Source organism: Vibrio owensii (assembly GCF_002021755.1).
Taxonomy (GTDB): Bacteria; Pseudomonadota; Gammaproteobacteria; order Enterobacterales; family Vibrionaceae; genus Vibrio; species Vibrio owensii.
Window position 1 is genome coordinate 1181725 of the sequence record NZ_CP019959.1, and the last position, 26379, is coordinate 1208103.

General features: G+C 45.8%; 21 protein-coding genes. 3 read left to right on the forward strand and 18 right to left on the reverse strand.

The window, feature by feature from the left end; genetic code table 11:
• Nucleotides 1–61: 61 nt before the first annotated feature.
• The 3 genes from A9237_RS05240 to A9237_RS05250 all read right to left on the reverse strand — a co-directional run bounded on the left by A9237_RS05240 (nt 62) and on the right by A9237_RS05250 (nt 2844).
• Nucleotides 62–1198 carry a lipase family protein gene (locus A9237_RS05240; RefSeq protein ID WP_078607801.1) on the reverse strand — a complete coding sequence of 379 codons (1137 nt, stop codon included), beginning with the start codon at nt 1196–1198 and terminating at the stop codon, nt 62–64.
• Between the two features lie 2 nt (nt 1199–1200).
• On the reverse strand, nt 1201–1779 hold the full coding sequence (locus A9237_RS05245; protein WP_041060441.1) for a DUF6795 domain-containing protein: 579 nt from the start codon (nt 1777–1779) through the stop codon (nt 1201–1203).
• A 162-nt stretch (nt 1780–1941) separates the two neighbouring features.
• Entirely contained in the window at nt 1942–2844 is a 903-nt protein-coding gene (locus A9237_RS05250; protein ID WP_078607802.1) for a LysR substrate-binding domain-containing protein, read from the reverse strand.
• Nucleotides 2845–2950: 106 nt separating this feature from the next.
• Here A9237_RS05250 and A9237_RS05255 point away from each other — a divergent pair, with 106 nt between their 5' ends.
• On the forward strand, nt 2951–4207 hold the full coding sequence (locus tag A9237_RS05255) for a D-amino acid dehydrogenase (protein WP_078607803.1): 1257 nt from the start codon (nt 2951–2953) through the stop codon (nt 4205–4207).
• Nucleotides 4208–4514: 307 nt separating this feature from the next.
• Nucleotides 4515–6062 (forward strand): alanine/glycine:cation symporter family protein, encoded by a 1548-nt coding sequence (locus A9237_RS05260; RefSeq protein WP_005440270.1) that lies wholly within the window; start codon nt 4515–4517, stop codon nt 6060–6062.
• A 128-nt stretch (nt 6063–6190) separates the two neighbouring features.
• Here A9237_RS05260 and A9237_RS05265 read toward each other — a convergent pair whose 3' ends face one another.
• From A9237_RS05265 to guaB, 5 genes are all read right to left on the reverse strand, one after another.
• On the reverse strand, nt 6191–6784 hold the full coding sequence (locus A9237_RS05265; protein WP_009705589.1) for an acetate uptake transporter: 594 nt from the start codon (nt 6782–6784) through the stop codon (nt 6191–6193).
• A 179-nt stretch (nt 6785–6963) separates the two neighbouring features.
• The gene (locus tag A9237_RS05270; protein WP_078607804.1) at nt 6964–8673 is read right to left on the reverse strand and encodes a glycoside hydrolase family 19 protein; all 1710 of its coding nucleotides are present in this window, start codon (nt 8671–8673) and stop codon (nt 6964–6966) included.
• Between the two features lie 200 nt (nt 8674–8873).
• Entirely contained in the window at nt 8874–10397 is a 1524-nt protein-coding gene (locus A9237_RS05275; protein ID WP_078607805.1) for a Na+/H+ antiporter NhaC family protein, read from the reverse strand.
• A 164-nt stretch (nt 10398–10561) separates the two neighbouring features.
• Nucleotides 10562–12115, reverse strand: coding sequence for a glutamine-hydrolyzing GMP synthase (gene guaA, locus A9237_RS05280; RefSeq protein ID WP_005447693.1), 1554 nt, complete (start codon nt 12113–12115; stop codon nt 10562–10564).
• A gap of 126 nt (nt 12116–12241) precedes the next feature.
• On the reverse strand, nt 12242–13705 hold the full coding sequence (gene guaB, locus A9237_RS05285; protein ID WP_005447694.1) for an IMP dehydrogenase: 1464 nt from the start codon (nt 13703–13705) through the stop codon (nt 12242–12244).
• Nucleotides 13706–13936: 231 nt separating this feature from the next.
• Between guaB and xseA the strand changes: the two genes are divergently transcribed.
• Entirely contained in the window at nt 13937–15268 is a 1332-nt protein-coding gene (gene xseA / locus A9237_RS05290) for an exodeoxyribonuclease VII large subunit (protein ID WP_078607806.1), read from the forward strand.
• On the opposite strand, the gene A9237_RS05295 is transcribed toward xseA, so the two are convergent.
• The 10 genes from A9237_RS05295 to rlmN form a co-directional block, all read right to left on the reverse strand.
• Complete coding sequence (locus A9237_RS05295) at nt 15265–15489, reverse strand: zinc ribbon domain-containing protein (protein ID WP_033006191.1); 225 nt, start codon at nt 15487–15489, stop codon at nt 15265–15267. The genes xseA and A9237_RS05295 overlap by 4 nt on opposite strands.
• Before the next feature lie 71 nt (nt 15490–15560).
• Nucleotides 15561–16565 carry a GGDEF domain-containing protein gene (locus A9237_RS05300; protein WP_061010838.1) on the reverse strand — a complete coding sequence of 335 codons (1005 nt, stop codon included), beginning with the start codon at nt 16563–16565 and terminating at the stop codon, nt 15561–15563.
• A 294-nt stretch (nt 16566–16859) separates the two neighbouring features.
• Nucleotides 16860–17729 (reverse strand): alanyl-tRNA editing protein, encoded by an 870-nt coding sequence (locus tag A9237_RS05305; RefSeq protein WP_078607807.1) that lies wholly within the window; start codon nt 17727–17729, stop codon nt 16860–16862.
• Nucleotides 17730–17808: 79 nt separating this feature from the next.
• The gene (der, locus tag A9237_RS05310; protein WP_005440296.1) at nt 17809–19305 is read right to left on the reverse strand and encodes a ribosome biogenesis GTPase Der; all 1497 of its coding nucleotides are present in this window, start codon (nt 19303–19305) and stop codon (nt 17809–17811) included.
• 181 nt (nt 19306–19486) lie between these two features.
• Nucleotides 19487–20647, reverse strand: a complete 1161-nt coding sequence (bamB, locus tag A9237_RS05315) for an outer membrane protein assembly factor BamB (protein WP_009705582.1) — start codon at nt 20645–20647, stop codon at nt 19487–19489.
• 12 nt (nt 20648–20659) lie between these two features.
• Nucleotides 20660–21274: a YfgM family protein gene (locus A9237_RS05320; RefSeq protein ID WP_078607808.1), complete on the reverse strand. Its 615-nt coding sequence runs from the start codon at nt 21272–21274 to the stop codon at nt 20660–20662.
• Between the two features lie 125 nt (nt 21275–21399).
• A complete protein-coding gene (gene hisS, locus A9237_RS05325; protein ID WP_078607809.1) occupies nt 21400–22668 on the reverse strand; it encodes a histidine--tRNA ligase in 1269 nt (422 codons plus the stop codon).
• Between the two features lie 55 nt (nt 22669–22723).
• Nucleotides 22724–23842, reverse strand: a complete 1119-nt coding sequence (ispG, locus tag A9237_RS05330) for a flavodoxin-dependent (E)-4-hydroxy-3-methylbut-2-enyl-diphosphate synthase (protein WP_005424674.1) — start codon at nt 23840–23842, stop codon at nt 22724–22726.
• 5 nt (nt 23843–23847) lie between these two features.
• The gene (gene rodZ / locus A9237_RS05335; RefSeq protein WP_078607810.1) at nt 23848–24810 is read right to left on the reverse strand and encodes a cytoskeleton protein RodZ; all 963 of its coding nucleotides are present in this window, start codon (nt 24808–24810) and stop codon (nt 23848–23850) included.
• A 419-nt stretch (nt 24811–25229) separates the two neighbouring features.
• Nucleotides 25230–26357 carry a dual-specificity RNA methyltransferase RlmN gene (rlmN, locus tag A9237_RS05340; protein ID WP_009697672.1) on the reverse strand — a complete coding sequence of 376 codons (1128 nt, stop codon included), beginning with the start codon at nt 26355–26357 and terminating at the stop codon, nt 25230–25232.
• Nucleotides 26358–26379: the final 22 nt, after the last annotated feature.

Here is a 26379-nt window from a genome sequence, read left to right on the forward strand (position 1 = left end):
TATTCAGATATGAATAACACAAAACAAAACCGCCTCGAATGAGGCGGTTTTTTATTGAAGACTAAAAGCTAGTTTTTAGTGCGGCTTTTACTGCTTTATTTAATTTACCTAAAACCAGTTCGAATACCCAACGGATAAAGGGGAAAGTGAATTTAATCGCAATTTGGGCAACCTTACCTGCAAACACCAACATATGACCAAGTAAGCCTTTTACGCGAGAGGCAAATTCACTAGAAAGCTCTGAGATTTTTACTATTGAACGCGCCATCGCATCGTAGATAGTTGCAATTGCAGCACCGCCACTTTGTAATGCAAAAACTGTTGCCGCAAAGCCACCATCAATCAACAGTGTCAGGATTGCCGCTGAAATCTTATCTGCCCAATCAGCAGAAGGTTTCGCTTGCAATCGATTCTCGTAATTCAGAACAACACGCTTAAAAGCTGAATTCGCTTTTTGAAGCCCCAAGCTCTCCCACGTTGCTGATTGTGTGTAAGAGCTATATTCCGACATAAAATGCGCGCTAGGAAGCAGTCCCTGAGCACGATTTAATATGTATTCTGAACCATCATAAGGCACATGATAAAAAGGCCACACTGGCGCTTTGGTCACGGGGTCTGCACCATTCACACAACGAAAATGGGACGATATACGCGAAGATGAGTTAACAGAAAACGACTTCATTCCCACTCTTGGTGAGCCAAAGGTATACAAATTCACTTTTCCTTTAAACTCAGGGGAAGCCGATATCCAGTTCGCAGCCAAAGTCGCTAATGCGCCGCCTAAACTGTGTCCGACACAATGAATAGTGCCATTACCCATAACCGGATTATCACGCAGAAAACGAGTTAGGCCTTTTTTCATAGAATAAAAAGTCGTTTGAAATCCAGAGTGAACGATCTCTCCTGTCCCCGTTCCTTTTCCACTACAAGTTAAGTCGGTGATTCCATCTGCTAACCCTGCGGTACCTCTAAAAGCTAGGACTAAGTCGTTCTTGTGACGCTGACTTTTTCCTTTTCCCAATAAAGCAAATCCAGTTTCAGGGCGAAAGAAAAAACCACCACTAGTTCCTGTAACCATGTTTTTGAAAGAAAAATCATTGCGAAGAGAAAGAGGAACCTCCAAGTCTTCTAAGTTGTTTTTGATGGCATAAGCTGCGGATGCCAAGTAACTGGCTTGCTTTGGGGAAATATCACTCATAATTATTTAGCCATATCCTTTTTTGCAATGTATGTATCAGTGTCTTCGTCATACAGATAGGTGGTTACCCTGTCGTGATTCCAGTCGCAAACCGAGTAAACCGAAATTGGTGCACCTTTTTCCGGCGCGATCTCTACTTCATGAATACGTTCAATATTGGTTAACTCACAATCGATATTAGAGAGCATTGATACCAAAGGCTTCCGCCCATCTGTAGGAGACCAAACTCCCCAAAGCTTCTTTTGTTCACCGTTATAAGTGAGCGAAATCTTTTGATGAACCCTTAAGCTTCCTCCAAAAATATCTCCGGGAGCACTAGAACGAACAACGAGCCGTTCGAAAGAGAACTCTCCTAGTTCATTGGTCTGAACCTCATCTGATAAGGTTTTGCCTTTTTTGTACCCTTCATAATAAAGCTCTCGATGAACCGTTAACCCCGCCTGCGGCACGCCATCAAGCTTGATAACACCACGCACGTCTGGAGACATTTCCACATCGTATTTTTTAAACGGCCAAAACATTGCACTTGCTCCTACCGAAAATAGAGCTAGGGCCAACATAAGAGAGATTCTTTTAGCCATAGTCTTTCTCATCCATTGATTAATTTTTGGATGATATGGAAAAAGAAGACAGAGTGAGAGGAGTTAATAAACGGAAGGTAATTTGTGGGAAGCAATTCGAAGTATCATGTAATTAAGAAATTTATTTTTATTATTTCTTAAACACTTGTGCCAATTATCTCTCTACATTGATGATTGGACTTGCTGTAAAAGCCAACGTCTAAATCGTGCTGTAGGCTCACTTTTGGTATTAATGATCAGGTAGTAGCCTGCGTTAGCATCCACAGGTTCAAATGGCGAGACTAAGCGACCGCTTTCAAGTTCATCTTCCACCAGCGCCATACGTGCCATTGCGATCCCCACTCCAGCTTCGGCGGCAGACATTGCCATATCCGTACGATTAAAGAAGTGCCCTACCTCTGTTTTGAAATCGAACCCCATGCTTGATGCCCAGTACAGCCATTCATAGTCACGCGGAGCCTTATCCCATGGCATAGCATCATGCAGTAATGTCGCGTCTCGCCATTGTTCTGGTGACGCTTTGAGAGTTTTTAGCCACCTATGATCCTCAAGGTATTTTGGGCTCATCACCGGTAGAAGTTGCTCATTGAGAATCCGCTCTGCGCTTTTATCTCGATAGGGATGAGAACCATAGTCTATCGCAACGTCATAGTCCTTTAGCTCACTATTCACTAGTGCTCCTTCTGCAAAAATCTGCACTTGGAGATCGGGGTTTTCTAGATGAAAGCTTTCAAGGCGTGGAACTAACCATTTAAACGCAAAAGAAGGCGTCAGCTTGAGGCGAATCTCATTGTGGGGCTTTTCAATTTGCAGCTCTTTAAGTGCCTTTCCTAGTTCGGAGAAGTGAAATTGTGAAGATTGATACAGCTGTAATCCTTTAGGCGTCAGTCGAATTCCGCGCGAGTGGCGTTCAAACAAATTAAAACCGAGCTGTTCTTCTAACTGAATGATTTTCTGGCTGATCGCCCCTGTCGTTAGGTGCAATACCTTTGCAGCACTGGTAAAGCTGCTATGTTCCGCCACTTGGCTGAATAACCACAATCCGCTAACGACACTACTTTTCATTCTTAAGCCTATAGTTTTCCTAAACGCTGAATGTAATTTATATCGATTGTTAACAAAAGGTAAAGAAGAGAAACTGCGCAACATCGAAAATGTGTGGAGCGCATCAATGGAAGTCATCGTAATAGGCAGTGGTGTTATCGGCTTAACCTCGGCTTGGTATTTATCTCAGGCAGGCTGTCAGGTTACCGTGATCGATCGCCAACCAAGCAGTGCGATGGAAACCAGCTTCGCTAACGCCGGACAAATCTCTTATGGTTACTCTTCACCATGGGCTGCGCCGGGGATTCCACTCAAAGCCATAAAGTGGCTCACTGAAGAACATGCACCACTCAAAATAAAACCATCTCTCAGCCCGGAGCTTATCCGTTGGGCAACGCAAATGGTATCGAACTGCACTTTATCCCGTTATCAAATCAACAAAGCCCGAATGCTCTCTATCGCCAATCATAGCCGTGCGTGTTTGGAGCAGTTGCGCCGTGACCATGCGATTGAATACCAAGGGCGGCAGTTAGGCACCTTGCAAGTATTTCGCTCTCAACAGCAGCTCGATGCCATAGAGAAAGACCTTGAGTTGTTAGAGCAAAGCGGTACACGCTTTCAGTTAATGGACATCGAACAGTGCATCAAGCAAGAGCCAGGATTGGCATTAGTAAAAGAAAAATTGGTCGGTGGGTTATATCTGCCTGATGACGAAACGGGTGATTGTTTTCAGTTCTGCCAGCAGTTAACAGAGCTAGCAAAAGCCCGTGGCGTAAGGTTTGAATTCAATACGGAGGTGAGTAATTGGGTTACTGTAGGCAAAAAGATCATGGGTGTCCAAACGGACCGTGGTTTGTTTAAAGCAGACCTGTTTGTCCTTGCCTCTGGCAGCTATTCCACAGCGTTACTCAAACAGCTTGAGATCGACATTCCTGTTTATCCCGTCAAAGGATATTCACTGACGGTGCCAATTGAATGTGAGCAATTTGCGCCTCGTTCTACCGTCATGGATGAAACCTATAAGGTCGCAATGACGCGTTTTGATGACCGCATTCGCGTCGCAGGAACCGCAGAGCTTGCTGGCTTTGATCCTTCGTTACCGCAAAAACGCAAAAATACGATTGAAATGGTGATTCGAGATCTGTTTCCGCAAAGCGCCGATTTTACTCAAGCTGAGTTTTGGAGTGGATTTCGCCCTATGACACCCGATGGTACGCCTATTATTGGCACAACACCTTACGAGAATTTATTTACGAACACAGGGCATGGCACGCTCGGTTGGACTATGGCTTGTGGCTCAGCTCAGATACTGACAGACGTCATCATGAACGCCGTTCCCAAAGTGACAAATCACTCAGAATTGAACCTGAGTCGTTACGCCTAAACACCTGCAAACCATTTCAAGCAGTGTATTACTCCACAAGTTGAATAGCATTCAGAATATATGACTTTCATCTCTCGCAGCACATTTTCATGACAATGTGCTGCATATTCAATCAATTCATTGTTATTTCCAATAAAAACCACACAGATACATAACAAGAACCAATTTTTAACAATATTTAACCATTCTGTGCCCACCATCACGCTACAAGGGATTTTTAGTCAAAAAGATTAACAATTGCATTACAAAAAAGGGTAATGTGTTGTACGAAAAACAACCACAACCATAACAAACAGGGAAAATACTCATGCAGTCATTAGTTGATTTTCTGAATGGAATTATCTGGAGCCCGGCACTGATCTATCTGTGTCTTGGCGCTGGTTTGTTCTACTCGATCATGACGCGCTTTGTGCAGATTCGTCACTTCTTTGAAATGTGGCGCTTGCTACTTAATGGTAAGAGTTCAACCAAGGGGATTTCATCATTTCAGGCTTTGGCCGTTTCACTATCTGGCCGTGTAGGTACAGGTAACATTGCAGGTGTTGCTGCCGCTATCGGCTTTGGTGGCCCAGGTGCAGTATTCTGGATGTGGGTTGTTGCCTTCTTTGGTGCAGCAACGGCATACGCAGAATCAACACTCGCACAGATTTATAAAGAAGAAGACGAAGGCGAATTCCGCGGCGGTCCAGCTTACTACATCGAAAAAGCAATGGGTCAGAAGTGGTACGCATGGATCTTCGCTATCGCAACCATCTTTGCATGTGGTGTTCTACTTCCTGGCGTTCAATCGAACAGCATTGGTAACGCAGTAGAAGCAGCATTTGGCTCAGGTGACATGATTGAAACCGCTATTGGTACCTTCAGTTTCGCTAAAATTTTCACTGGTACGGTTGTCTGTGTCATTCTTGCCTTCATCATTTTTGGTGGCGTAAAGCGCATCGCGAACTTCACTCAAATTGTGGTTCCTTTCATGGCGCTGGCTTACATCATCACCGCTTTCGTTATCATCCTACTTAACATCGGTGAGATTCCACGCATCGTTGGCATGATCATTGGTGATGCATTTACACCAATGGCAGGTATTGGCGCTGCGATAGGTTGGGGTGTAAAACGTGGTGTTTACTCTAACGAAGCAGGTCAAGGTACTGGTCCTCACGCAGCAGCAGCAGCAAGCGTTGATCACCCAGCACAGCAAGGTCTTGTTCAGTCATTCTCAATCTACATCGATACACTGCTAGTGTGTTCAGCAACGGCGTTTATGATTCTTATCACTGGCGCATACAACGTTCACGGTGCAGTAGAAGGCGCGTTCCTAGTACAGAACCTTCCAGCGGATATCGGTGCGAATGGCCCTGTATTTACGCAAATGGCGATTGAGAGTGCCCTACCAGGCGTTGGTAAGCCATTCATCGCAATTGCGCTATTCTTCTTCGCCTTCACAACAATTCTGGCTTACTACTACATCGCAGAAACCAACATCGCGTACATCCGCCGCACTGTGAAAGTAAACGGTCTGATGTTTATCTTGAAGGTCATTCTTATCTCAGCGGTATTCTACGGTACGGTTAAGACGGCGAATCTTGCATGGGCAATGGGTGATGTGGGCGTAGGCCTAATGGCATGGCTGAACATTGTCGGCATTCTGATCATCTTCTTCATGTCGAAGCCTGCACTAAAAGCGCTAGCTGACTACGAAGAACAACAGAAACGCGGTGTGACTGAGTTTACGTTCAACCCAGTAGCACTTGGTATTAAAGGTGCGACTTACTGGGAAGAGAAGTACAAGCGCAAAACAGGTAAAGCACCAACCGCAGACAGCGATACAACAGAAACGGTAGAGCAACCATCTACCTAATGCTTCACTTAGAATCCTCCCCCAATGGGTTGGCAGGTATATAAGAAAAAGCAGTGGTCCGAACAACGGACATTAAAAAAGGGTTAGCCAGTGGCTAACCCTTTTCTTTTGCATTCAATTCGGAGCGATTATGCAGCGATTTCTTGCGTAGCAACTTGTGGCTTTTGCTTTTCACCAACAGGAAGTACGGTACGGCCGTATTCGTTGTTTAGTACTTGAGCCATTGCAAAGTAGATTGCGCTCGCGCCACAGAAGATACCTTCGAAGCCAGCGATAGTACCGATCAGCTCGCTACCAGTGAAGTCACGTGCCGCTAGTAGGAAGAACAGGATAGTAAGAGAACCGAATACTACTTGCTTCGCTACTGGGTAGCATAGAGAACCAATAAACATGAAGCCAGTGAAGATACCCCATAGTAGTAGGTACCAACCCATGAAGTGTGCAGGGCTTGCTGGAAGACCCATGTAAGGCATTACGATTAGACCAACTAGTGTTAGCCAGAATAGACCGTAAGAAGTAAATGCAGTCGTACCGAACGTGTCACCACGCTTGAAGCACATCATGCCAACAAGTACTTGGCTTAGACCACCGTAAAAGATGCCCATAGCCAGAATCATAGAATCCATTGGGAAGAAACCTGCGTTGTGGATGTTTAGCAGGATGGTAGTCATACCAAAACCCATTAGACCTAGTGGCGCTGGGTTAGCCAGTTTTGTAGACATGTACATTACCTTTTCAAAAATGTTGATAAAAATTGCGCGCGAATTTTAATGGACTCAAAAACAAAAGAGAAAAGACGTTATTGAAAACTTAGATTGCACAAATAAGCAACCAAGCGAATAAAAAAAGACCCTGCTAAAAAGCAGAGTCTTTATAGATAGTTAGACTATTTATTGTTCAATTACTGGCAAGAGATCTCATCCCAGAACCAATTGCTCTGTGTCGGTGATTCCCATACACCCGGCCCATTTTTCGCGATAAAGCATTTGCCTTGATAAGTCACTTTGTCGCCATTAGCCACTTGAGTCACACCTGGTTCCCATGCAATAAAGTCACCCGATACTGGTGGTTCAGTAACCGGAGGCTCTGTCACTGGCGGCTCGGTGACAGGTGGTTCTGTTACAGGAGGCTCAGTCGTTGGCGGTTCAGTCGCTGGTGGCTCTGTTGGCGTACCTGAGACCAAGTTCCAAGGGTCACCTTTAGTAGGCTCATTACCTTGTGACCACCACTTCGCTTCATATACAGCCCCCTTGTAAGAGACTTGGTCGCCCGTGTTATAAACCTTGCCTGCATCCCATGCAGCTACACCGCCTACAGGAGGGTCAACCGGATCGACTGGGTCTAATTTATCGACAACGCGAACTTCAGGCCAACCTGCATGAGATTGGTAGAAGTTAGTAACACACTTCTCGTAATCACCAGCAACCAGCGCGGAATACGCGGTTTGGAAGCCAACCAACTCACATTCAAATGAGTGACCGCCTGGGCGATCTGAGTAGTACTTCCAGTTGCCGTCCCAGTTGGTGTAAAGCACGTCAGTGGCACCGTTAAGGTTTAAGCTACCGTAAGGCGTTTGTTGCCAACAGGTATTGGTTTCATCAGCTTCGATAGGAATCTGATAGTGCGCCGCTAGACCTTCCCAGTAGCGAATGCGGTTAACTGGCTGACCTTTGTCTTTGTTTTGCTCACCACATTCAATACCGCCGTTGATGACGTTGATGGTGGTACCAAAGCCGTAGCCAATGCCCGCATCAATTTCACGCTGAGATGGTACCCAAGTACGATCAATCACGTGTAGCATTGCAGGTTTTGGCGCTTGAGGCGTTAAGAAGAACCAAATTGCAGAAGCTAAGTTCAACCATGAATCAGCGACTAAACCCGGATTTTTCAGTAATACCGATGCATCGCCATCGAACATCACTTCAGAGAACGCGCCGTAGTTAAAGTGGTAAGAAAGCTGTTTTGCACCACGACCGAAATACCCCTGACCAGGTTCACAAGGCCAACGCTTATTTTGCCAATCGTTCTGACCACAGCCTGTGGTGTAACCTTCTTGACCTTCAGACCATCCCATTTCACGCACATGAACCAATGCTTGTTGCCACTCTTCAAGTGCAAGCGGGTTGTCAGATACGTTATCAACCGCAATGTGACCACCGGTTTCCTGAGCAAAGTGTGCGAATGCTGTCACGATAGATTTCTCACAAATCGCGTCTGAATCACGCCCGTCTGTGTACTCACTACAGAATGCAGGGAACTTACCGATCGCACGCAAGAAACGTGTGTACGTATACTCTGGTGCCGCCATCTGAGTAAGGAAGTTCCACTCGCTCTCAGGGAAGACACGTTCAACTCGCTTAACGTTTTCCGGATTGCTTGCTGCTCCTGGAACAATCGCTTCAACAACCGTATTTGGACGAGTCTCTAGCGCTTGTGACCAAATAGCATACATAGGGTCAGAAGTTTTACTTTGCTCCATAGCTTGGATGTCGCCACGAGCAATCACGTAACCATTTGGATTTTGTGGATCAGGTTGGATATTCATGCTGGCATGAGCTTGTGCAGCGAGTACACAACCCAATGCGAGAGGCAGATGTTTGAGTGCAAACATGTCTAATCTCCGTATTTAACAATACAATATACAAGGAATAACTAGACACATAGTGGATCATGTAGAAAAAACGCCGAGTGAAGTGAATTAATTCTGCGACGCAAATTTCATAAATAAATACTGTTACACAGCGGGTATCACAAAAACTGTTACCTCGACTCAAAAGAAAACGGGGGATAATCCCCCGCTCGCATTTATTGCTATTGCTCTGCTGTTGCTTGCTCTAACGTCGGAGAAGATTGCTGCTTAGAGAGCACCAAGTAAATGGCAAACTGCGCGACTATTGCCACCAGCACAATTACAGGAGAAGCCATTACTCCGGCGACGAGGAAACTTGTCAGGGCGATAGCACCATTAAGCACCGCATAAGGCAACTGGGTTCTAAAGTGCTCATACTGCTCACAACCAGCCCCCGTAGAGGACAAGATGGTGGTTTCCGAGATTGGCGAACAGTGATCACCAAATAAGCCACCAGATAGCACCGCACCAATACACACCAACAATGGTGCATCAATCGCAACTGCAGTTGGGATAACCAACGGCATCATAATAGCGAATGTCCCCCATGACGATCCTGTTGCGAACGAAATAATACCAGCTAACAAAAATGCCACCGCTGGCAATAACCAATAAGGGAAACCAGCCTGCGCTTGTTCTGCAATGTAGGCCGCAGCGCCAAGCTCTTTACCAACAGAACTCAGTGACCAAGCGAGAACTAGAATCACCGCAACGGACATCATGTTTGACATCCCTTTTAGGTAAACCTGAATGCCATCAGAGAGTTTTCTCACGCCATAAAACGCCATCAGGCTAATCAAAGTAATTGCAGCAAAGAAATACGCCGACGACAGTGCAGCACGGAAAGTTGAGCCTGCTACTTTCTGAAATGGAAAACCATGAGGAACCAATATTGAACAAAGCACCACGAGCATGACGATCAGCGGTGCCCACACAAAACTTGTTTTTGCATTTTTATGCTCAAACACATTCAATGAATCTTGCACTTTTCCAAAATCAGAACCCTGCTCTGCAAGCTGTTCGGCTTTCGCCATTGGTCCAAAATCCAGTTTGAAGAAAGAGACAATCGGCACAATCGCGATCGCTAAAAAGGCATAAAACTGGTAAGGAATCGCGCCAATAAAGGCATCCCAATCACTGATACCCACATCCAGCGCAGCAAACTCTTTTTGAATCAGGCTCATGATGTAAACGCCCCAACCGATGAAAGGGATGAGGATCGCCACTGGGGATGAAGTTGAATCGATGATAAAGGCTAGTTTCTGGCGAGAGACTTTCAGTTTATCAAAAAGAGGACGAAAGACAGGGCCAACAATTAACGGTGTACCAAGGTCTGAAAAGAAAATAACAACGCCGCCAAACCAAGCAGAAAGCTGTGCTTGGCATTTGCTTGCAACCCACTGAGTGACCTTTTTAGCGAACGCCACGCCACCGCCAGATTTCTCCATCAAGGCAACAAAACCACCAATGAAAACCAAAAGAAGGATGACACCTGCGTTGTAACTGTCAGTCAGTTGCGGCAACAGGTAACTTTTCATCAGTGCGCTAAACGAATCGAGCGGACCTTTGTCAACGAATGTGCCTTCTAACATAGCCACACCGCTAACAACGCCAGCAAAAAGACCGACAACAACGTTTCTTGTAGTTAGCGCGAGGACTAACGTAATAATGATGGGGATGAGGGAGGTAACTTCTGCCTGTTCCATAGCAATACCAACTTTAATATTTAAATACTAAAAATGAATATACATTCAACAATCTCGCATGTATATATTTTCTAATAAAAAAGTTGAGACCTGCGTTCACACTTTTCAGGCATAAAAAAACCAGCCCGAAGGCTGGTTTTTAATTTGGTATATCTAACAGGAAATTATTCCCATTCGATTGTCGCTGGTGGCTTACCAGAAATGTCGTAAACCACGCGAGAAATACCGTCAACTTCGTTGATGATACGGTTAGAAACCTTACCTAGGAAGTCGTATGGTAGGTGTGCCCAATGTGCAGTCATAAAGTCGATAGTTTCTACCGCACGTAGAGATACAACCCAATCGTACTTACGACCATCACCCATTACACCTACAGAGCGAACTGGTAAGAATACCGTGAACGCTTGAGATACTTTGTTGTATAGGTCTGCAGCGTGCAGCTCTTCAATGAAGATAGCGTCTGCACGACGTAGCAAGTCACAGTACTCTTTCTTGATTTCACCAAGAACACGAACACCTAGACCAGGACCCGGGAATGGGTGGCGGTAAAGCATGTTGTACGGAAGACCAAGCTCTAGACCGATCTTACGAACTTCATCTTTAAACAGCTCACGTAGTGGCTCAACAAGACCCATTTCCATGTCATCTGGAAGACCGCCCACGTTGTGATGTGATTTGATCACGTGCGCTTTACCAGTCTTAGATGCAGCAGATTCGATAACGTCTGGGTAAATCGTACCTTGAGCTAGCCATTTCGCGTTTTTCAGCTTCTTAGACTCTTCATCAAATACGTCTACGAATACGTGACCGATTGTCTTACGCTTCTCTTCTGGATCCGATTTGCCTTCAAGTGCTTTTAGGAAACGTTCTTCAGCGTCAACTTTGATGATGTTCAAACCAAATTGGTCGCCGAACATATCCATTACTTGTTGACCTTCGTTTAGACGAAGAAGACCGTTATCTACGAATACACACGTTAGCTTGTCGCCGATTGCACGGTGAACTAGCATCGCTACTACCGATGAATCAACACCACCAGATAGACCTAGGATAACTTCGTCGTCACCCACTTGCTCTTTAATACGAGCAACCGCGTCTTCGATGATAGATTCAGAAGTCCATAGACGCTCACAGCCACATACGCCAAGAACAAAGTTCTCTAGCATTTGTAGACCGCCTTTCGTGTGCGTTACTTCTGGGTGGAACTGAACGCCGTAGTACTTCTTCTCTTCGTTCGCCATCGCAGCGTACGGGCATGTGTCTGTCTCACCAACTTTCACGAAGTCAGCAGGAATTTCTACTACTTTGTCACCGTGGCTCATCCACACGTCTTGAGTTAGCTCAAGATCTTTAAATAGTGCAGATTCACCAGAAACTTTAACTTGTGCGTAGCCAAATTCACGTTCTGTAGAACCCGCTACTTTACCACCTAGCTGCTCAGCCATAGTTTGCATGCCGTAACATACACCTAATACTGGCACACCAGAGTCAAATACATATTGAGGAGCGCGTGGAGAGTTATCTTCCGTTACGCTTTCTGGACCACCAGAGAGGATAATACCGTCTGGATTGAATTCACGAATATCCGCTTCTTCAACGTCCCAGCTCCACAGTTCACAGTAAACACCGATTTCACGTACACGGCGCGCTACTAGCTGAGTGTACTGAGAACCGAAGTCCAAGATCAGAATACGTTGGTCATGAATATTTTTAGTCATTTTGAGCAGTCTTATAAGCTAGGTTATTAAAACGGAGGCGAGTGTACTCGCCTCTTATTAATGCTTCAAGGAAAAAAGCAAACGTTTACGTCGAGTGTATAGGTTTTATTTTTACAACAGTAAAAATTAACCGCGACGGTAGTTTGGAGCTTCCTTAGTGATTTGAACGTCGTGTACGTGTGATTCAGCCATGCCCGCACCTGAGATACGAACAAATTCAGCTTTAGTACGCATATCTTCAATCGTTGCAGAGCCAGTAAGACCCATGCTTGAACGTAGACCGCCCATTTGTTGGTGTACGATTTCTTTTAGGCGACCTTTGTATGCGATACGACCTTCGATACCTTCTGGTACTAGCTTGTCTGCTGCATTATCAGACTGGAAGTAACGGTCAGATGAACCTTGAGACATCGCACCAAGAGAGCCCATACCACGGTAAGACTTGTAAGAACGACCGTTGTAAAGAATCACTTCACCCGGTGCTTCTTCTGTACCTGCGAACATTGAACCAACCATCACACATGATGCGCCAGCTACGATTGCTTTACAGATGTCACCAGAGAAACGGATACCGCCGTCAGCGATAACTGGGATACCGAATGAGTTAGCCACTTCTGCTGCGTCTGCGATTGCTGTTACTTGAGGAACACCAACGCCCGTTACGATACGAGTAGTACAGATTGAACCAGGACCGATACCCACTTTCACAGCGCTAACGCCCGCTTCGATAAGTGCTTTAGCACCAGCACCTGTCGCAACGTTACCGCCGATGATGTCTAGATCTGGGTAAGCTGCGCGAGTTTCGCGGATACGGTTTAGTACACCTTCAGAGTGACCGTGTGAAGAGTCGATAAGTAGAACGTCAACGCCCGCTTCAACTAGAGCAGCAACACGCTCTTCGTTACCAGCGCCAGCACCAACGGCTGCGCCAACACGTAGACGACCGCGCTCATCTTTACATGCGTTTGGTTTACGTTCTGCTTTGTGGAAGTCTTTCGCAGTGATCATACCGGTTAGTTGGAACTCATCGTTCACAACCAATACTTTCTCAACGCGTGCTTCGTGCATCTTCTCTTGCACTTCTTCACGTGTTGCACCTTCTTTTACTGCTGCAAGGTTTTCTTTTGCTGTCATTACTGAAGACACTTTCTTAGAAAGGTCAGTAACAAAGCGCACATCACGACCAGTGATAATGCCTACAAGCTCGTTGTTCTCTGTGATTACAGGGAAACCAGCGAAGCCGTGTTTTTCAGTCAGTGCAACCACGTCAGCGATAGTCGCTTCAGGGCTAACAGTTACTGGATCAGAAACGACACCAGCTTCAAACTTCTTAACTTTACGAACTTCAGCAGCTTGCTGCTCAATAGACATGTTTTTGTGGATAAAGCCAATGCCACCCTCTTGCGCTAGCGCGATAGCTAGACGAGCTTCTGTAACAGTGTCCATAGACGCTGAAATCATTGGGATGTTTAGGGTGATGTTCTTAGTCAACTGAGTGCGAAGATCAGCTGTGTTTGGGAGAACGGTGGAGTGAGCTGGCACGAGTAGTACGTCATCGAATGTCAGCGCTTCTTTGGCAATTCTTAGCATTTGCAATATCTCACAATTAGAGGAGTAAAAAGACAATCCAATCTCATCGTTTCGCATAATGAGGGTAACCAGTTTTAGGTTGTTGGCTACATTTGGATTAGATATTGCGGAGGGATTATACGGTTAACGCAATCGCTTGACCACAAATTTTTTAATTTTTTTCTTGCAATTACCCCCTTGATATGTATTATATTGCCGCTAATTTCCATACTCACGTCTACGGAATTAGCTGTGCTCTCCCAGACCAATCAAAACATCTTCACTGTTTCTCGTCTCAATGCCGAAGTGCGTCTGCTGCTCGAAAACGAAATGGGGATCGTCTGGCTTGTCGGAGAGATATCCAACTTTTCAGCTCCCGTCTCTGGTCACTGGTACCTCACTCTTAAAGATTCTTGCGCTCAAGTTAAATGTGCCATGTTCCGTGGTAACAATCGTCGCGTCACTTTCAAACCTGCTAACGGCAATCAAGTATTAGTTAAAGCACGTCTGTCTCTGTACGAGCCTCGTGGTGACTATCAGTTGATCATTGAAAGCATGCAGCCAGAAGGTGATGGTCGTCTGCAACAAGAGTTCGAGGCACTTAAGATGAAACTGGCAGCAGAAGGTTTGTTTGCTCAAACCAATAAGCAGCCTTTACCTGAGCACCCAAAACGCGTTGGTGTGATCACCTCAAAAACCGGTGCAGCACTGTACGACATCTTAGACGTATTGAAACGTCGTGATCCTTCCCTACCCGTGGTGGTTTACCCAACCATGGTGCAAGGTGAAGAAGCGGCCATTCAAATTGCGCAGGCAATCGGCCGTGCAAACAGTCGTGACGAATGTGATGTATTGATTGTTGGTCGTGGTGGCGGTTCGTTAGAAGACCTTTGGTGCTTTAACAACGAAATCCTTGCTCGCACTATTGCTGCAAGCCAAATTCCGATCATCAGTGCCGTTGGTCATGAGGTTGATGTGACAATTGCCGACTTTGTTGCGGACATGCGAGCGCCGACGCCATCAGCGGCGGCTGAATTAGTAAGCCGCGATAACAGCCACAAAGATCAAGCTTTGGTGACTCGCCAACATAAGCTAGCCAGTGCAATGCGTTACTACCTAACGCAACAAAAACAGCAATCGGCTCAACTGATGCACCGCTTAGAGCGCCAGCATCCAAGCTATCAATTGCAGCGCCAGACGCAACAACTTGATGAGTTGGACATGCGCCTACAACGCGCAATGCAACGATTCATCACAACGCGCCAACAAGCTGTTGAGCGTAAGCATCATCGTCTACAACTGAACTCACCAGTAAAGCGCTTGGCTGAGCAGAAGTCGAAGCTTGATAGAGTTGAGCAAAAATTGTTGGATGCGATGGACCGTAAGTTACTGACCATGCGCCATCAGCTGGCAATAGCGGCGGAGAAGCTAGATACAGTAAGCCCACTGGCAACACTAAAACGTGGCTACTCGATTACCCAAACTGAGCAAGGTCAAGTTGTTACCCAGGCGAAAGATGTAAAAACGGGCGACGTTTTAGTCACCCGCTTATCTGATGGCGAGCTTCGCTCAACAGTTAATTAACTGACTTTTTGAAACTCAAATCGAACACGTGATTTCGATTTGAGTTCATTACAACTATTGCAGAAATAGTTCGCCGCACCACAAGCCTGTAGCTTTTCTAGTTCAGCATCGCAATCTGGACAAAAACCCACTTTCTTATAATCCGACTCACATTGATTACAGTGGTATTGACCTGTCCACTCCAGCTCAATATCGCATGTTGGGCAAATATTTGGTTGCATGGTTACCCCTAAAAACTACTATTTACTGACTCACAGTCTAATCATACGGCAATCTTGTGCTTTGATCTTAATCACGCGCGTTTAGCACGCTTGTTTTGATACATCGCCACATCTGCTTTTTGAATAAGCTCTTGTAACACAGCGCGCTCACTCATGGTACTCCAAGCGGCACCTATACTGGCTTTTACTTTGTATTCCTCTAACTGGCATACTTGGTTAAGCTCTTGAACTAGACGGGTTGTAAAGTTTTGGTATGTATCCAAATCATGAAAGCAGCTGAAACCCACAAACTCATCGCCACCATAACGCCCTATCACTGAACATGAACGGAACGCTTGCTTTAAATGCTCAGCCACCAGCACCAAAACTTGGTCTCCGGTCTCATGCCCAAAGCGATCATTAATGTACTTAAACTCATCGATATCAACGAAAAAGCATCCCACTACAGCGCTGCGTGCACATTTGTGGTTGATCTTGCGATCGACTTCGGTCAAAAGCGCACGGCGGTTAAAGCAGTGCGTCAGTGGATCTCGACTAGCATGAAAATGAAGTTGTTCTTCTAGGCGATACTTCTCTAAGGCTACCGCATACAAAGCGGCTAGCATTTCGAGAACTTCGAGTTCATAAGGATGAGGTTCAGAAGGTGTATTGCTGTAGATGGCAAATGTCCCAAGCACGTGACCATCCGAAGCAATAATAGGCACAGACCAGCATGCACGGAGTTGGGCTTGTTGAGTCAGCTCAAGGAAAGCGGCCCAGTTAACGTGATGATCAATATCACTAACGACCACGGTTTGCTTTAAAAATGCAGCAGCGCCACATGAGCCAATATCAGGTCCAATAGGGACGCCTTCAATCGCTTGATTGTAGAAATCAGGTAAGTGTGGGGCAAACTCCAAATGCAGTGTGTTGGTATCGGGGTGCAATCGTAAAATGGAAGCTTGCCTCTTCCCAAATAGGTGTTCACTTAACTTGATAACCTCATGGTTGAGGCTATCGCGTTCCATTCCCAGAGCAAGCTTACCTAAAAGACGATTGACTGCTCGGTGAGCATCTAACAGTCTATCTTTGTCCATTGTGGCGTATTCATATCGTTATTATGTTAATTAGCCTGAAATATAATAAATCTATTAATATGACACAGGTAACTAACTCACATTATGCGCACGCGGCACTATAAAAGATCGAATGCTGATCTTCGGATATTTCCCTTTTGATCAGCGATCACCCCTTAAAAGAATATTTATATAACCACATACCGAAAGCATAAGTTACATATTCTGTCTCTCAATTTTAATTAGAACTAAAAACTACACTTTCGAACAATAAACCACTCAAACAGGATTTAATAAAAAGATCAGAATCCAAATTTAGCGTCTTACATCGGTGTGCATTTCGATAGTTTGTGAGTCTATTTCCACTAGTGTGACATGGATAGAACCGAAGTCACTCAAATGGCTCGCATGCGTTCCCCCACAAGGGATGACAGCGATTTCACCTTCACCTAAATCACATTGCCAATAACGTGAATCCGTGAGGTGTTCCCCATGGCAATCGACAGTGATCGCAACGTCTCTTTTTAGCCAATCCCCCAACAGAACATTCACCTGTTGTTCGATGCTTTTTAGGTCAGACAGCATATCTGCACTGTTTAACCCTCTTTTGCGGAGTGTTTTACCTAAACGGTAGGTATCCAGACATTTATCTGGGGTAACAAAACTGGTTTCTTGCGCATAGCTGTTGAAATCGTAGTTACCATGCGGGTCTTTACGGTCGGCATCTTTACGCCAATAGTTCTGCGCCAGCACCTTATTGAGTGCAAGGTATGCGATGTGCCCTGCGCTATGACCGCGACTTAGAGAGAGTTGGTATTCTTTATCCACTTCCAGCAACGCAATATCACCAGCATCAAACGTATCGGTGAATGGCAAGACATGCACGACAACAAACGCCCACCCTTCCGTATCACGTTTTACCGGAATAGCTTGGCCAACATATAACTCTCCGCTTGCTAGTTCTACAGCACCCACTTGGCAGTCAACCACATCAAAGCTCTTACCATTCACCGTCATCGTGCCTTTATCTGCTGGATGATCAGGCCAAATATGGCTAACGGGATGAAAAGGCGTGACATCAGTAACAACGTAAGTAGCTTCTGATGTAGATAGAACAATTTGTACGTGCGCCTCTAACTGCCAAGTTTGATGACAGAAACGCGTCTTGGTTGCTGTGATTGTCATGTGTTGATTACTTCTTATGAAAGCTTTGAATAAAAAAATACCCAAGTCGAAACTTGGGTATTCATAAAATCTTAGGCGATTACTTGTTGCGGTTTTTCACTGCAGACATCATACGTTTGCGCTTACGCTCTTGAGAAAGAGTCAGCTTGCCACCACGGTTTTCGTACGGGTTATCGCTGTTCTGGAAGTTAATACGGATTGGTGTACCCATGATTTCCAGAGACTTACGGAAGTAGTTCATCAAGTAACGTTTGTACGAATCAGGTAGATCGCGAACCATGTTACCGTGAACAACCACGATTGGTGGGTTGTAACCACCCGCGTGTGCGTATTTAAGCTTAATACGACGGCCACGAACCATAGGCGGTTGGTGGTCGTCTGTTGCCATCTTCATGATGCGAGTAAGAACAGATGTACCTACACGTGTCGTTGCCGACTTGTACGCTTCTTGAATCGATTCGAACAAGTGACCAACGCCAGTACCGTGAAGCGCAGAGATAAAGTGAATACGTGCAAAATCAACGAAACCTAAACGGCGGTCGAGTTCTTTCTTCACGTTCTCTTTTACATCGTTATCCAGACCATCCCACTTGTTTACCGCTAGTACGATTGAGCGACCAGCGTTCAATGCGAAGCCAAGTAGGCTTAAATCTTGGTCAGAAATGTTTTCACGTGCGTCGATAACCAATAGAACCACGTTTGCGTCTTCTACGGCTTTCAGCGTTTTAACAACAGAGAATTTCTCTACTGTTTCATTGATACGACCACGGCGACGAACACCCGCAGTATCGATGAGAACATACTCACGACCATCACGTTCCATTGGGATATAGATTGAGTCACGCGTAGTGCCTGGCATGTCGTATACCACAACGCGTTCTTCACCAAGGATACGGTTAGTCAGTGTTGATTTACCAACGTTTGGACGACCGATAATAGCCAGTTTGATTGGCTGGTCTTGCAAACGCTTGAACTCAGCTTCTGCGTCTTCTTCGGTGTAGTCTTCAACCGCTAGCTCTTCATCTTCAAATTCAGTCAGATCTTCAATCTCACCTTCTTCAGATTCACTTGCCAGTAGATCATCAAAGAATGGCGCTAGAGCACGCTCAAGTAGCGCAGTTACACCACGACCGTGTGCTGCTGCGATTTGGTACATGTCGTCAACACCAAGCTGCCAGAAATCGGCACAAGCGGCGTCAGCATCAATACCATCAATCTTGTTTACCACCAGCATTGCTGGCTTTTCGATTTTGCGCAGGTGCGCTGCAATCGCTTCATCCGATGGCGTTAATCCAGCACGACCATCAACAAGGAATAGCACAACATCAGCTTCATCAATCGCTGCTAACGATTGCTGTGCCATTTTTGTTTCTACGCCTTCTTCTGTGCCATCAATACCACCGGTATCAATAACGATAAATTCGTGTTCTTCACCAAGACGAGCTTGGCCATATTTACGGTCTCGCGTTAGGCCAGGGAAGTCCGCAACCAACGCGTCACGTGTGCGTGTCAATCGGTTAAATAGTGTAGATTTACCTACGTTCGGACGCCCTACTAGAGCAACAACAGGTACCATAACAACCTCTACAATAATCTTTCTTCTGTAGTTATAGGTAACGACTTGCTCGATGCCAAATCAAACCAGCTTTTTACCTATAACCACGTCAGGAATAACGGTTAATAAATAATAATTTCAAACAACAAAACGGCTCCTAACTGTTACCAGCCAGGAGCCGAATGTGAATTATATCACGATATTATTCGTTAATGGTTAGTTTCTTTACATCGCCATTGCGAGTAGTAATCACGTAACCATCAGACAACAATGTAGGACCAACAGCAAAGCCGCTGTCATCGACATATTGTTGTGCAACGAATTCGCCCGTTGAGCGATCGATCCAGTGTAGGTAACCCAATGTATCACCTACCACTAGGTAGTTATCAACGATGACTGGCGCTGTAAGCTGGCGGTATTCCAACTTGCTGTTTTCCCACAACTCTGTACCACTACGAGCATCGACTGCCACGACGTGATCTTTCTCGGTGATCACGAAGATACGGCTGCCATCTGTCGCGATATCGTTCGCAGATGAGTAGTTACGCTTCCAGATTGGGTTTGCGCTGCGCAAATCGATAGCGATAAGCTGACCGTTATAACCCACGGTGAAAAGAGTGCCGCCCAGTACAATCGGTGAAGAGTCTACGTCGACAAGGCGATCAATTTCGGTCGCACCTTTTGGTGTACCTACCGGTTGTTGCCAAATCAATTGACCACGTTCAACAATCGCCGCCGCTAGTCGGCCATTTGCCGTACCCCAGAAAACACCACCACCAATCGCTGTCGGAGTGCTATCACCGCGCAACGTTAGGTTTGGAACTTCTGTGCTCAATGCCCAGCGCTGTTCACCTGATGCTTCATCCAGTGCAATCAACATACCGCGACTGGTGTTCACGATGATCATGCCTGAGTCAGCGACTGGTCTCGCCAGCACTTCACCACCGACTTCAATACGCCAGTTGATTTCACCTGTTTCTTGGTCAAGTGCAATCACTTCGCCATTTTCAGAGCCGATGTACAGGTTACCGTAAGCAGCAGTAATACCACCAGAAAGACGCGCAATCACATCTTCTTCTAGATCGGTTTGCCACTTTTGCTTGCCATCTTCTGGATCCAGCGCTTTCACTAGACCATCACGGCTTGCAACGAACAAGGTATCATTTGCTACAACAGGCGACAGTTTTGAGAAGTAATGACCTACACCATCACCAATCGATGCTGTCCATTTCGCACTTGGCGTAAACTCACTGTCTACCTGAGGTAGTGGAGCCATAACGATAGTATCTTCTTCGCTAGCACAACCAGCTAGAATTCCCACCGTCAATGCCCCTAATAAGGCTTTCTTAAAGACTCTTTTCATCCAATGCGGTCCTTATTTCGCCAGGTCGTCCAATTTCATTTGTAGCGTTGGGCTAGCATCTGCAGCTTGCTGAGCTTCAGTGTACGCCGCATATGCTGCTTCTTTGTCACCTTGACGAAGAGCGATATCACCACGCTGTTCAGCAATACGACCAGTCCATGCCGCATCCGTCACTTTATCTAGTTCTGCGTTTGCTGCGTCAAAGTTACCCATTTCAGCTTCAATGCGCGCAATACGGTAGCTAATAAGTGGAGATAGCGCAGCATCTTTGGTGTTGCTTTGAGCCCACTTCAGCTGCTCAAGTGCTGCTGAAAGATCTTTCGCATCCACTTGTACTTTCGCTAGCTGAAGTGCTGCAAGTACTGAGTACTCTTTAACTTCGTTTGAGTCGATGAACGCTTGAATGTCCGCTTGTGCATCTGCACCTTTGGTTTGCAGAGCGTTCATTACTGTAGTGTAGCTTTGAGAAGCTGCTTCACTCGCCTGAATCACAGAATTCTGGTAGTAACGCCAGCCAAATAGACCACCTAAACCAACAACCGCACCGATGATGACGGCTTTACCGTTTTCCTTCCACCAGTCTTTAATGGCTTCAACTTGTTGTTCTTCAGTATCGTAAAGTTCCACTTCCTGTCCTCTTAAAACATGTAAATGGCAGCGAGGCTGCCATTGTCCCTATTTCGTCGAAAGGCTCCTATCTTGGGAGCCTTGGTATTACGAATTAGGATTTAATCTTTAGCTTATTAAAAGACTTAAATCAGTGCTGAGATCTTCTCAGCAACTTCTGCTTGGTTGTAAGTCTCTTGCTCACCACCCACCAAGTCTTTTAGTACTACGGTGTTTTCTGCAACTTCATTTTCGCCCAGAACCAATGCTACTACAGCACCAACTTTATCTGCGCGCTTAAACTGTTTCTTGAAGTTACCGCCACCGAAGTGACTCATAACACGAACGCCTGGAATAGCTTCACGAAGCTGTTCTGCTAGCTTCATACCAACCATCATTGTGCCTTCGCCTGCTGTCACAACGTAAACATCTACACTGCGACGAACGTCTGTTAGCTCTAGTGTTTCTAGCATCAGAACAAGACGCTCTAGACCCATAGCAAAGCCAACTGCTGGTGTTGCACTACCACCCAATTGTTCTACAAGACCGTCGTAACGACCACCGCCACATACTGTGCCTTGAGCACCTAGGCTCTCAGTGATCCACTCAAATACTGTGCGGTTGTAGTAATCCAGACCACGAACTAGACGCTCGTTAACTGTGTATTCGATACCTGCAGCGTCTAAAAGTTCACATAGACCTGCGAAGTGTGCTTTAGATTCTTCACCTAAGTACTCAGAAAGACGAGGTGCATCACCTAAAATAGCCTGAACGTCAGGGTTCTTCGTATCCAGAACTCGCAGTGGGTTCGTGTGCATGCGACGCTTGCAATCTTCATCTAGCACATCGATATGTTGCTCAAGGAATGCAACCAGTGCCGTGCGGTAGTCTGCACGATCTTCTTGAGAACCGATTGAGTTAAGCTCAAGACGAACATGTTCATTGATTCCCAGCTCACGCCATAGACGTGCTGTCATCATGATAAGCTCAGCATCAACATCTGGACCATTTAGACCGAACACCTCAACACCACACTGGTGGAATTGACGGTAACGACCTTTCTGCGGACGCTCGTGGCGGAACATAGGGCCCATGTACCATAGACGTTGTTCGTCACGGTTAATCAGGCTGTTTTGAATACATGCACGTACACAACCCGCCGTACCTTCAGGGCGAAGTGTTAGGCTGTCTCCGTTACGATCATCAAAGGTGTACATTTCTTTTGAAACAACGTCAGTCTCTTCACCAACCGCGCGGCTGAATAGGTTTGTTTCTTCAACGATTGGCATGCGCACTTCGTTGTAGCCGTATGCGCTCACAGTACTTTTTACTGCGTTTTCAAGTTTCTGCCACAGCGGAGACTGAGTTGGAAGGCAATCGTTCATGCCTCGGATTGCTTGGATTTTCTTTGCCACAATTATTACCGTCGCTTAGTAACCCGAGCACACTTAGCGTGCTCAAGCTATGAGATTAATCTTCTTGTTTGATATCGATGCGGTTAGCTTGGTCTAATACAGACGCTTTCGCACGGATTTTCGCTTCTAGCTGGTTCACTAGGTCATCGTTGTCGAAACGCTCTTTCTGACGTTTGCCGTCTTCGTAGAATGCGCTCTTCTTATTGCTGCCTGCTAGACCTAGGTGTGAAACCTCAGCTTCACCAGGGCCGTTTACGACACAGCCGATGATAGACACATCCATAGGTGTGATGATGTCTTCTAGGCGCTCTTCCAGTGCGTTTACTGTGTTAATCACGTCGAATTCCTGACGTGAACAGCTTGGACAAGCAATAAAGTTGATACCACGTGAGCGAATACGCAGAGACTTGAGAATATCAAAGCCAACTTTGATCTCTTCTACCGGATCTGCCGCCAACGAGATACGCAGCGTATCACCGATACCTTCAGCCAAAAGCATACCAAGACCAACCGATGATTTCACTGCACCAGCGCGAGCACCACCCGCCTCGGTGATACCAAGGTGTAGTGGCTGGTCAATCTGTTTTGCCAATAGGCGGTATGAATCCACCGCAAGGAATACATCCGACGCTTTCACACTGACTTTGAACTGGTCAAAGTTAAGACGGTCTAGATGATCCACGTGACGCATCGCCGACTCTACCAATGCTTCTGGCGTTGGCTCACCGTATTTCATCTGCAGATCTTTTTCCAAAGAGCCGCCGTTAACACCAATACGGATTGGGATGTTTTTATCACGGGCACAATCAACAACCGAGCGAATACGCTCTTCGTTACCGATGTTGCCTGGGTTAATGCGCAAACAGTCGACACCGTACTCTGCCACTTTCAGGGCAATACGGTAGTCAAAGTGGATGTCCGCCACTAGAGGAACAGACACTTGCTGTTTGATGAGCTTAAAGGCTTCCGCAGCATCCATGGTAGGGACAGAAACACGTACAATGTCTGCACCCACTTTTTCTAATGCTCGGATTTGTGCGACTGTGGCTTCCACATCAGTCGTGCGAGTATTTGTCATTGACTGTACAGCAATTGGTGCACCATCACCAATTGGCACATCACCCACATAAATACGCGTCGATTTACGACGAATAATTGGAGATTCGTGTTGCATAATATTTATAACGGTAAAGTGAATCTAGCTACTTTGCCTGAAGTATACCCAGAAAGGTCGACAGGTTCACTTGCAAATGTCATTGTTACGCCTTCAGGTGCGCCTAATATCACTTTAAAAGGTGCTTTTCCGGCAAGTTCTACGTCTTGACCCGGTTTACGAGTGCCGCTAACCAGAGTTTTGCCGTTTGCATCTTTTACTTGAATCCAACAGTCTGCTTTGAACTTCATCGTTAGCAGCGTCATACCTTCTGGTACAACTGGAGCCGCAGGCTCTTCTGTTTCTTGTGCATCCTCAATCACCGCTACCGGTTCTTGAGCCGCTTCCTCAGTCACTTCTTCTGTCGCGGCAGCAACAGGCTCAGTTACATCACCTACAGCGCTCATTGCCGTATCCGCTTGAGAAACCGCAGCTGGCGCAGCCGATACAGGTGCAATCTCTGCAGGCGTGCTTGCGATAAGTTCATCTGCGCTCATCTGATCGATGTCAGCGTCATCAGCAACTTGTTCTGTTTCTGCGGTCTCTGTACTTAACTGAGCAAGACTGTTCTCTTGTTGGTTTTGCCACCACCACGCACCAGAAATACCAGTGATAACGATCGCAATCGCCCAAGTTAGCAGCATAATGCGGCTGTTATGTTTCTCGTGTTTAGTTTTACGAGAGAAGCTCTGCATTTCTGTTTCTTGTGGCTTAACATGCACTTCAGATGTTTGCTCTAAAGCTGCCAAAACAATCTTTTCATCGAGACCAACGAGTTTTGCATATGAACGCAAATAGCCACGAGTGAACGTGGTGACTTGTTGTTCCTCAAATCGATTGTTTTCAATATCTTCAATAACAGAAACGCGAAGTCTAAGGCGATCAGCAACGTGCTTCTGAGTCATGCCTAGAGATTCGCGTTTGTTTTTTAGCAACGTGCCTGCTTCCATCGAAAGCGGCACTTCATTGGTTTTTTCGTGTTCTGTCATAATGGCGGTATTTAATCTGTTTGGTGGCTAACACGGTTATTTATTTTCGTTTTTGTTCTAATCAAGCCTAACTTAAAGATAGCTAGCCTAAACGTGTTAACCAAAATAATCTTTTAGAAATTCTCAGTGTACAAAGTAAGAATGCTCGTTTTGCAATGGTTCAGCAAAGCGTATTGGAAAAAATACTGAGAATTGTCAGTGTCGTAGTTATATTTCACTTACCATGATAAGCGAATGTTTAACGAAGACAAAAACTCTTTGCTCTCAAATTAACAGATAGCTCAAGCTTTTGTCCAAAAATTGACACAACAAAACGAAATTAGCGCCAATAAGTCTGTAACCATCGGATTACAATTCGCACGTGACAAACAAAATAGCCAGAGCATAAGGCTCTGGCTATTTTTTCTATTCGCTGTGAATTACACCGCTTTCACGTCAATGGTTTCCGCACCACGAGCCGCTTTTAGCGCTGCTGTACGTTTTGTTCGGTCAATAACATCACCGACTAACTGACCACACGCAGCATCAATATCATCACCACGTGTTTTACGAACAGTTACGGTGTGGTCATATTGCATCAATGTTTTTTGGAAACGGTCAATACGTGAGTTGCTTGGTTTCTTGTAAGGAGAACCTGGATACGGGTTAAACGGAATCAGGTTGATCTTACATGGTGTATCTTTCATTAGCTCCGCAAGTTCACGTGCGTGGTCCATGTCATCGTTCACATGATCAAGCAGTACGTATTCAACCGTTACTTTACCGCGGTTCGCATTTGAAGACGCAATGTAACGACGTACAGATGCTAGGAAATCTTGGATATCCCAACGGTCGTTGATTGGCATGATTTCACTACGCAGCTTATCGTTTGGCGCATGTAGAGAGATCGCCAATGCGACGTCAATCTTACCTGTCATCTGATCAAGACCAGAAACCACACCTGAAGTTGATACAGTAACGCGACGCTTAGAAAGACCGAAACCAAGATCATCAAGCATGATTTCAAGCGCAGGGATTAGGTTCTTCATATTAAGAAGTGGCTCACCCATGCCCATCATCACTACGTTAGTGATTGGACGGCGACCGGTTTCTTTTTGCAAACCGATTTCACGAGCAGCACGCCATACCTGACCGATGATTTCAGATACTTTTAGGTTACGGTTGAAGCCTTGTTGAGCAGTTGAGCAGAACTTACATTCCAATGCACAACCTACCTGAGAAGACACACACAATGTCGCGCGATCATCTTCTGGGATGTAGACCGTTTCTACGTCTTGATCGCCCACTTTCATCGCCCACTTAATCGTGCCGTCTGAAGAGTGTTGCGCTTCTGCTACCGTCGGTGCTTTGATTTCACACTTGTGTTGCAGTTTTTCACGTAGCTTCTTGTTGATGTTCGTCATATTGTCGAAGTCATCAACACCGAAATGGTAGATCCACTTCATAACCTGATCCGCACGGAACGCTTTTTCGCCTAGCTCTTCCGCGAAAAATTGACGCATGCCTTTGCGATCAAAGTCGAGTAGATTGATTTTTTCAGTGGTCATGTTGCCTCTCAATGACTGAAAC